Raw genomic sequence first — 6,120 nt, 5'->3', positions numbered from 1 at the left:
CTTCGGGTGTTGGGGCAGGTCAGGAGGCGGCCAGGCCGAGCAGCGACCACGTCGCGGTGATCGGCCAGGCCGGGATGCGGATGAGCACGCCCACGGCCTGGGGCACGTAGGGCAGCTGGTAGAGCAGAGAAAGCAGGATCAGCGCGACCACCCACCGGGAGGGCCGCTCCCCGATCCACTCGATGGCGTAGGCCGCCGCGCTGGTGGGGAAGGACACGCCCCAGAACGCGACCTGAGCGGCGGTGCGGTGCCAGCCCTTCTTGGGGCCCCACGCCCCTTCGCGGGCGTAGGCCAGTTGTTTGGACAGGCTCGGCCGGTCCGTCGACCAGATCTCCGGCGGCACGAACGACTCCTTCGCCCACCTGCCGAGGCGTTCGCCCAGGCCGGGGCCGACCTTGACGGGCGCGTCGTCGATCGCGACCACCTCCGTGGAGGGCGGCGGGGCCTGCTCCGGCTCCGACCGCGGCGGCGTCTCCGGGCAGGGGCCGGACACGGCCTCGGACACCCGCGCCCGATCGCTGACCTGTGCAGGGGCAGGAGCGTCCGGGGTGTCCGGGGTACTGGGAACCCCCCACAACGAGGGGGCCTGGGACGGGTCGCGGCGGCTCATCCGGCCACCCCCGTCAGGTTCTCGAACCCAGGCAGCACGGCCTGGTCGACGCACAGCGCGCACCAGTCGTGCCAGCGGGTGCGGTGCTTGAGTGGCTCGCGGCACCGCTGGTTCTCGGGCGGGGCGACGGCGGCCTTGTGTTCGTCGGCGGCCGCCTCGGCGTCCAGCCGGTGGTGGTGGGGAACGTGCGCGGTCTGACCGCACGCGCACTGCACGCGCCAGATCCAGGCCTCGCCCTCAGGGGTGTCCTCCACGCGGGCGTGGCCGACCTCGGGCCGGTGCTTGGGGTAGGGCATCGGGCGTCTCCTTCCTGTTCAAGGGGGGTGAAGGGCCGCCACACGCGGGGTGTGACGGCCCCGTGGTGACCCCGCCTGGGGCGGGGCTCGGGGACGTGGTGCGGGCAGGCCGATCGGCGCCTCCTTCACGGGTGAGGGGTTGGACAGGGGCGTGGGGTCGCTCGCACGTGGCTCGCAGGCGCGAAAAGCCGTTGCGTCACCGGGTGCGTCGCGTCCCCCGGAGTGGTGAGCAGATCCGTCCCGGAGGACGGTCGGGGCGGATCTGCTCACCCGCCGGGGCGGGTGCCCCGGCCCCGCGCGGTGGCGGGGCCGGGGTCGGTGGGGTTACTCGGACTCGGAGCGGACGGTGTGGCCGGGTGGGAACACCGGGTGCCCCTCGCTCCACAGGGCGGTGCGGTGCTTACGGACCGCGGTGCGCGAGATACCGACCCGGCGGCCGATCTCGCTGTTGTTGGCGTCCACCCCCAACCCCGTTTCGGGATCGGTGATGGCCTCAAGGACCGCTTGGCGGTGGTCGCGGGGTTCCGCCTTCTCTGCCTGGTCAGCGCCGGGTTTCACCCCCGGTTCCAGGGGGGTTCCACCCTGGGGTTCCACTCGGGTTCCACCCTCCGCGACGGGCGGCTGGGACCGGTCGAGCATCACGGCCAGGGCGTCGGTGCCCCGGTCCGCGAGCGCGGCGATCTGCTCCTCGGCCAGGGCGGCCAGGGCCCGGCGGATCCGCTCGGTCTCGTCCTCGGTCTGACGGGCCGGGGAGGTTCCGGTCGCGGACGCATCCTCAGGAGTGGGGATGCGCGCCCCGGCGGCCCGAGCACGCAGCTCCTCGCGGGCGGCCTCCCAGTTCGACCCCTGCCAGGCGGCCACGTTGGAGCGCACCGTCTCGGTCACCGCGACCGACACCCGCGCCGCTGACCAGGACGACACGGCGGCCGCGACGGCACCGAGCACGCCGATCAGCCCCAGCCACCCGGTGGCCACGACCAGCCCGGCGATGTTGACCAGGACGGACACGGCCAGCAGAGCGATGATCTGCCGTCCCATGAACACCAGCGCGGCCTTGCCCTCGGCGGAGAGGGCCTGGCCCTTGTGGCGTTCGGCCAGCGTGGCACGCTGGGAGATCAGCCGCACCACGCGCATGGTCAGCACCACTTCGGCGGCGGCCGCCACCAGCGGGGCGGTCCACCACGTCAGCGGAGTGACGGCCACCAGCAGCGCGGCGATGCCCACCGCCGACAGGACGCTGCCCACGATCGCGTTGACGAACTCCTCGCGCCGCCACCCCCGCACGGCGCGCATCAGCGCGGTCGCGGCGGCGGCCGGGGAGGCCTCGGCCTCGAACTCGCGGATCGTGGCCAACTGGGCGGTGGCCTCGTCGGCGTCGGCCAGGCCCTCGGCCACCGCCCGGTCGGCGCGGGCGTCGGTGGCGGTGACCACGCGGCGCTCGGCCCGGTACCGGTCCACCTGCCGTGCGTGGTCGGCCTGCTGGGTCATGCGCTCGCGCTCGTAGTCGAGCCGGATCTTCGCGCGTGCGGTGGTGTCGCGCTCGGCGTGAGCACGGCCAACGCGTTCGGGTTGGCGTGGGGCTGATCGAGGTGGGTGGTGTCCACCTCGGCCAGATCGGCGGCCGCCTCGGCCTGGGCGGCGTAGTCGGTCACAACCTGGGTCAGGTCGATGTCCGGGGCGGTCCCGGGGTCGGCGGACGCCCGGCGGGGTGCGGCTTGTTCTTCTTGCGCGGCATGGTCAGCCCTCCTTCGGGGCGCGGCGGTGTCGGGCGGGTTGGGGAAGGTCGTGTTCGGCGAAGATGACGACAGGGCCGCCGGTGGCGGCCAGGAGCAGCACGGGGACCGCGATGACCAGGACGATCGCGGCGGCGATGATCAGGGCGATCACCGGCACCACCCCCACGAGCGGGTCAGGTAGCCGCCCAGACGGCGCAACGCGGCGCACGGCAGGTTCCGCTGGCAGGCGGAGCAGTTCGCGCGGTGGAACTCGATGTCGGTCATCAGCACGCCTTCCCGCAGTGGCAGACCCAGGAGGCGCGCCAGACGTCCCAGCTCATCGGGGTTCCGCAGTGGGTGGGCGGGGCCATGCGAGCCAGCAGTCGGCGGATCATGCGGCGGCCCCCCGCTCGGTGTAGTCGGCGGCGGCGGGCCACAGGCCGGACCCGTCGACCGGGACCAGGGCCAGCAGCGCCTCGTGCAGCTCCTCGCCCGGGGTCGGGGACCGGTCGATCAGCACGTCGGCGGCGGAGCGGGCCACCAACGGTCGGCCGACGGCGACGGGGGTGTCGGACAGCGACGCCAGCAGGCGGGCGTCGGTGATGACCGTCTCCTCCAGGACGGCGGCCGCCTCGGCGGGGTCGTCCCAGCCGTCCTCACCGGTCAGGGCCTGGTGCACGTCACAGGACGGGTGCTCGGCCGGGTCGACGACGGCCAGCTCGGCGCTGTCGACGTCCCAGAACCGCGGGCTGTGCGCCTGGATGGCGAGCTCCTCCTCGACGGCATCGAGCGGGTCGCGGTAGGTAGAGTCGTTGTCGTGCATCGTTGTTGTCTCCTTCGCAGGTGGACTCAGGTGTGCGAGAGCCCCGCCGGGTCACATCCGGCGGGGCTCGTCTTGTGTGCGGGTCGCCCTCAGACGCGGTCGAAGTCGATGGCCAGGCTGCTGAGCGCTTCCTTGGCCAGGGCGGCGGGGTCGCCGGCGCCTCGGCGATCGCCTCCAGCACGTCGTGCCACAGGTCGGTCTCCTCGGTGGCTGCCTCGGGCTCCTCGCCGTCGGCGACCAGCTCCTTGATGTCGGCCAGGCGGGAGCGGACGGTGCTCAGGGTCAGCGTCATGGCGGCTCTCCTTCACGGGGTAGGCGGTGTGGACCCTGGTGGTCCCCCAGAACCGCCCCGCTCCCCGAGATCGGGAGCGGGGCGGGACGGGCACCCCAGGGGGCGAGTCAGATAACGACGGGCGTGTCCTCGTCCTCGTCGTGCTCCTGGCGGCGGACGCCCTCACGGATCTGGGCGATCTCGCCATCGGCCAGGCCGTAGCGGCGCCGCAGCACGTCCACCGGGTCGGGATCGCCGCCGCGGAAGTAGTCCTCCTTGGGCAGACGGACCCCGTCCACGTACCAGGCGTCCCGGCCCGGACCGTGGGTGACGGTGACGTCGAAGGAGGCCAGCGGGAGCGCGAGGATCGCCTGGGCAGCGGCCGCCTGAGCGTGGGTGTCGGTGTGGCCGGGGTAGTACCAGGCGTCTGCGAGCGCGTGTTCGGCGGCGCGCCGGCGGCGGGCCTCCAGCACCTGCTGGTGGTCGTCGGCGTCCTGCTCCAGGTCCAAGACGCGGTACTGCAAGTCGCGAACCTGACGCTCCAGGTCGGCCTCGCGGTCGAAGGCGTCGGACAGCTTCTCCTTGAGGAGTTCGGCCTCCCCGGCCGCGTCCCAGCGCTCACTCTCGGCGCGGTCGCGCTCGGAGCGCAGGGCCGCGGCGGCCAGGGTGTGGTCGACCTCCCGGCGCTGTGCCTCGCGGAGTTTGGCCTCCAGGGCGCGGATCTGCTCGGTGCAGGAGCGGTGCAACAGGCTCATCAGGCCGCCACCGCCGTCTCGGCCTGGAGGGCGGCGATCTGGTCGTTGAGCCGGTCGCGCTCGGCCACCAGGAGGGTGAGCCGGTCGATGGAGCCGGTGACCAGCACCAGTCCGCTGTTGATGCGGGTGAGGGTGTAGCCGATGGCCCGCAGGGCCTTGTCCGGGTCGGGGCCGTGCGTGGAGCTGTGCCGGACCAGGACGCCGCCGCGGGTGTAGGTGACGGCGTAGATGTTCGACGGGCCGCTGACCTGCTCGGTGATGGTTTGGATCTCGGCCACGTCGTCGGGGGTGTGCACCGGACGGGCAAAGGTGGTCTCGGACACGGGTGTCCCCTCTCGGGTGTCGTGTGGGTGTGCTGGTCAGGCGGCCAGAGCGGCCGCGATCGTGTTCGTTCCGGGGGTGCGGGCGGCGCGGCGGCGGGCGATGAGCGCGGTCATCCCCGCGATGGCGTCGGTGGCGGTGGCCCACGGGCGCACCGTGCGGGCGATCTCGCCGGGGGCGCCGCCGGTGAGGGCGGCGACGTCGGCCCACACGTGGGTGTGGAGGAGCGCGTTCCACGCGGCCCGGCCCGGGTCGGTCTCGTCCTGGTCCTGGTCGTCGATCTCGTCGACCGGTTCGTCGTCGACCTCGTGCGGGTGGTCCGCCAGGACCGTGTTCGGCGCGTCGGGAGCGGTCGGTTCGTCGTAGATCCGCACCGTGGGGTCGTGCTTGGCCAGCGGGTTGGTCGGGGTCGGGGTCGGGGCGCCGGCGTCGCCCCAGATCTGGGCGATCATCTGGTCGCGGCCCGCGGTGAGCATGAGCTCGGCGGCCTTCTTGCCGCCGGCGGCCTCGATCGCGTGGGCGATCCGCCAATCGGCGCGGGTGTCGCCGCCCCGGGTCGCGACCCGGATGATGTCGGCGCGGGTCGCGCCGGTGCGCTTCATGACCTCCGTGATCACCGACATGCCGATCCTCCGTTCGCTACGCGTGTCCGCTGGTCAAAGAAATGGCCTCGACTGAGCTGGCGCTCCGTCGGGGTTTTCTTTGCGACCCACTAGAGATACTATCTCTCGTGAGAGATAGTATGTCAAGCAGGTTGCTATAAAGGGTTGCGACGAAGGGAAGAAGCCACCGACATGACCCGATTTCGAGAGATCGCTGCGGAGATACGTGATCGCATCTCCGCAGGTAGTGAGGGCTACGGCCCTGGTGACCGCCTGCCGCCGCAGAAGGCGCTGGCGGAGGAGTTCACCGTGTCCCAGCCGGTTGTGCAGCGCGCCATCTTGGTGCTGCGTGCGGAGGGACTTGTCCGGATCGAGAGGGGGACCGGCACGGTGGTGCACGAGATCAAGCCGATCGTGCGTAACGCGACAGCGCGGTATACGAAGACGGCCCGTGAACAGGGGCAATCGCGAGGTGCTTTCGCAACGGAGGTCCGCAACTTGGGCCACGATCCGCGAAGCGAACTGGTGAAGCTGGGCCCGGTGAGTCCGCCCCAGGAGATAGCGGACATCTTCGGGTTCGGCCGGGATGACGTCGCGGCCATCCGTCACCGGCACATGAAGGCCGATGACACGCCAGTGCAGATCGCCACGTCCTACGTTCCGTGGACCATCGCGAAGAACACGCCCATCACGCAGGAGGACACCGGCCCGGGGGGCACCTACTCCC

10 protein-coding genes are annotated in these 6,120 nt (G+C 72.3%); 1 reads left to right on the top strand and 9 read right to left on the bottom strand.

Going from position 1 to position 6,120, the window contains the following annotated elements; translation table 11 throughout:
• Window positions 1–19: 19 nt before the first annotated feature.
• The 9 genes from BJF83_RS18040 to BJF83_RS18010 form a co-directional block, all read right to left on the bottom strand.
• A complete protein-coding gene (locus BJF83_RS18040; protein WP_143831953.1) occupies window positions 20–610 on the bottom strand; it encodes a hypothetical protein in 591 nt (196 codons plus the stop codon).
• Entirely contained in the window at window positions 607–906 is a 300-nt protein-coding gene (locus tag BJF83_RS18035) for a hypothetical protein (RefSeq protein ID WP_075927223.1), read from the bottom strand. Before BJF83_RS18035 ends, BJF83_RS18040 begins: the two co-directional genes overlap by 4 nt.
• A gap of 324 nt (window positions 907–1,230) precedes the next feature.
• The gene (locus tag BJF83_RS18030; protein ID WP_075927222.1) at window positions 1,231–2,394 is read right to left on the bottom strand and encodes a hypothetical protein; all 1,164 of its coding nucleotides are present in this window, start codon (window positions 2,392–2,394) and stop codon (window positions 1,231–1,233) included.
• Window positions 2,391–2,558 carry a hypothetical protein gene (locus BJF83_RS27595; RefSeq protein WP_158070398.1) on the bottom strand — a complete coding sequence of 56 codons (168 nt, stop codon included), beginning with the start codon at window positions 2,556–2,558 and terminating at the stop codon, window positions 2,391–2,393. The genes BJF83_RS18030 and BJF83_RS27595 overlap by 4 nt, the downstream gene beginning before the upstream one ends.
• Window positions 2,559–2,643: 85 nt before the next feature.
• On the bottom strand, window positions 2,644–2,793 hold the full coding sequence (locus BJF83_RS27965; RefSeq protein WP_187347179.1) for a hypothetical protein: 150 nt from the start codon (window positions 2,791–2,793) through the stop codon (window positions 2,644–2,646).
• A 219-nt stretch (window positions 2,794–3,012) separates the two neighbouring features.
• Window positions 3,013–3,444, bottom strand: a complete 432-nt coding sequence (locus BJF83_RS18025; RefSeq protein WP_075927221.1) for a hypothetical protein — start codon at window positions 3,442–3,444, stop codon at window positions 3,013–3,015.
• Window positions 3,445–3,843: 399 nt separating this feature from the next.
• Window positions 3,844–4,470: a hypothetical protein gene (locus BJF83_RS18020; RefSeq protein ID WP_075927220.1), complete on the bottom strand. Its 627-nt coding sequence runs from the start codon at window positions 4,468–4,470 to the stop codon at window positions 3,844–3,846.
• A complete protein-coding gene (locus tag BJF83_RS18015) occupies window positions 4,470–4,793 on the bottom strand; it encodes a hypothetical protein (protein WP_075927219.1) in 324 nt (107 codons plus the stop codon). The genes BJF83_RS18020 and BJF83_RS18015 overlap by 1 nt, the downstream gene beginning before the upstream one ends.
• Before the next feature lie 36 nt (window positions 4,794–4,829).
• On the bottom strand, window positions 4,830–5,414 hold the full coding sequence (locus BJF83_RS18010; protein WP_075927218.1) for a hypothetical protein: 585 nt from the start codon (window positions 5,412–5,414) through the stop codon (window positions 4,830–4,832).
• A gap of 171 nt (window positions 5,415–5,585) precedes the next feature.
• Between BJF83_RS18010 and BJF83_RS18005 the strand changes: the two genes are divergently transcribed.
• Window positions 5,586–6,120: GntR family transcriptional regulator (locus tag BJF83_RS18005; protein ID WP_075927217.1), on the top strand; the 535-nt coding region annotated here is incomplete at its 3' end.

The organism is Nocardiopsis sp. CNR-923, from assembly GCF_001942255.1.
GTDB lineage: Bacteria > Actinomycetota > Actinomycetes > Streptosporangiales > Streptosporangiaceae > Nocardiopsis.
This window is presented reverse-complemented; position numbering and strand designations above follow the sequence as displayed.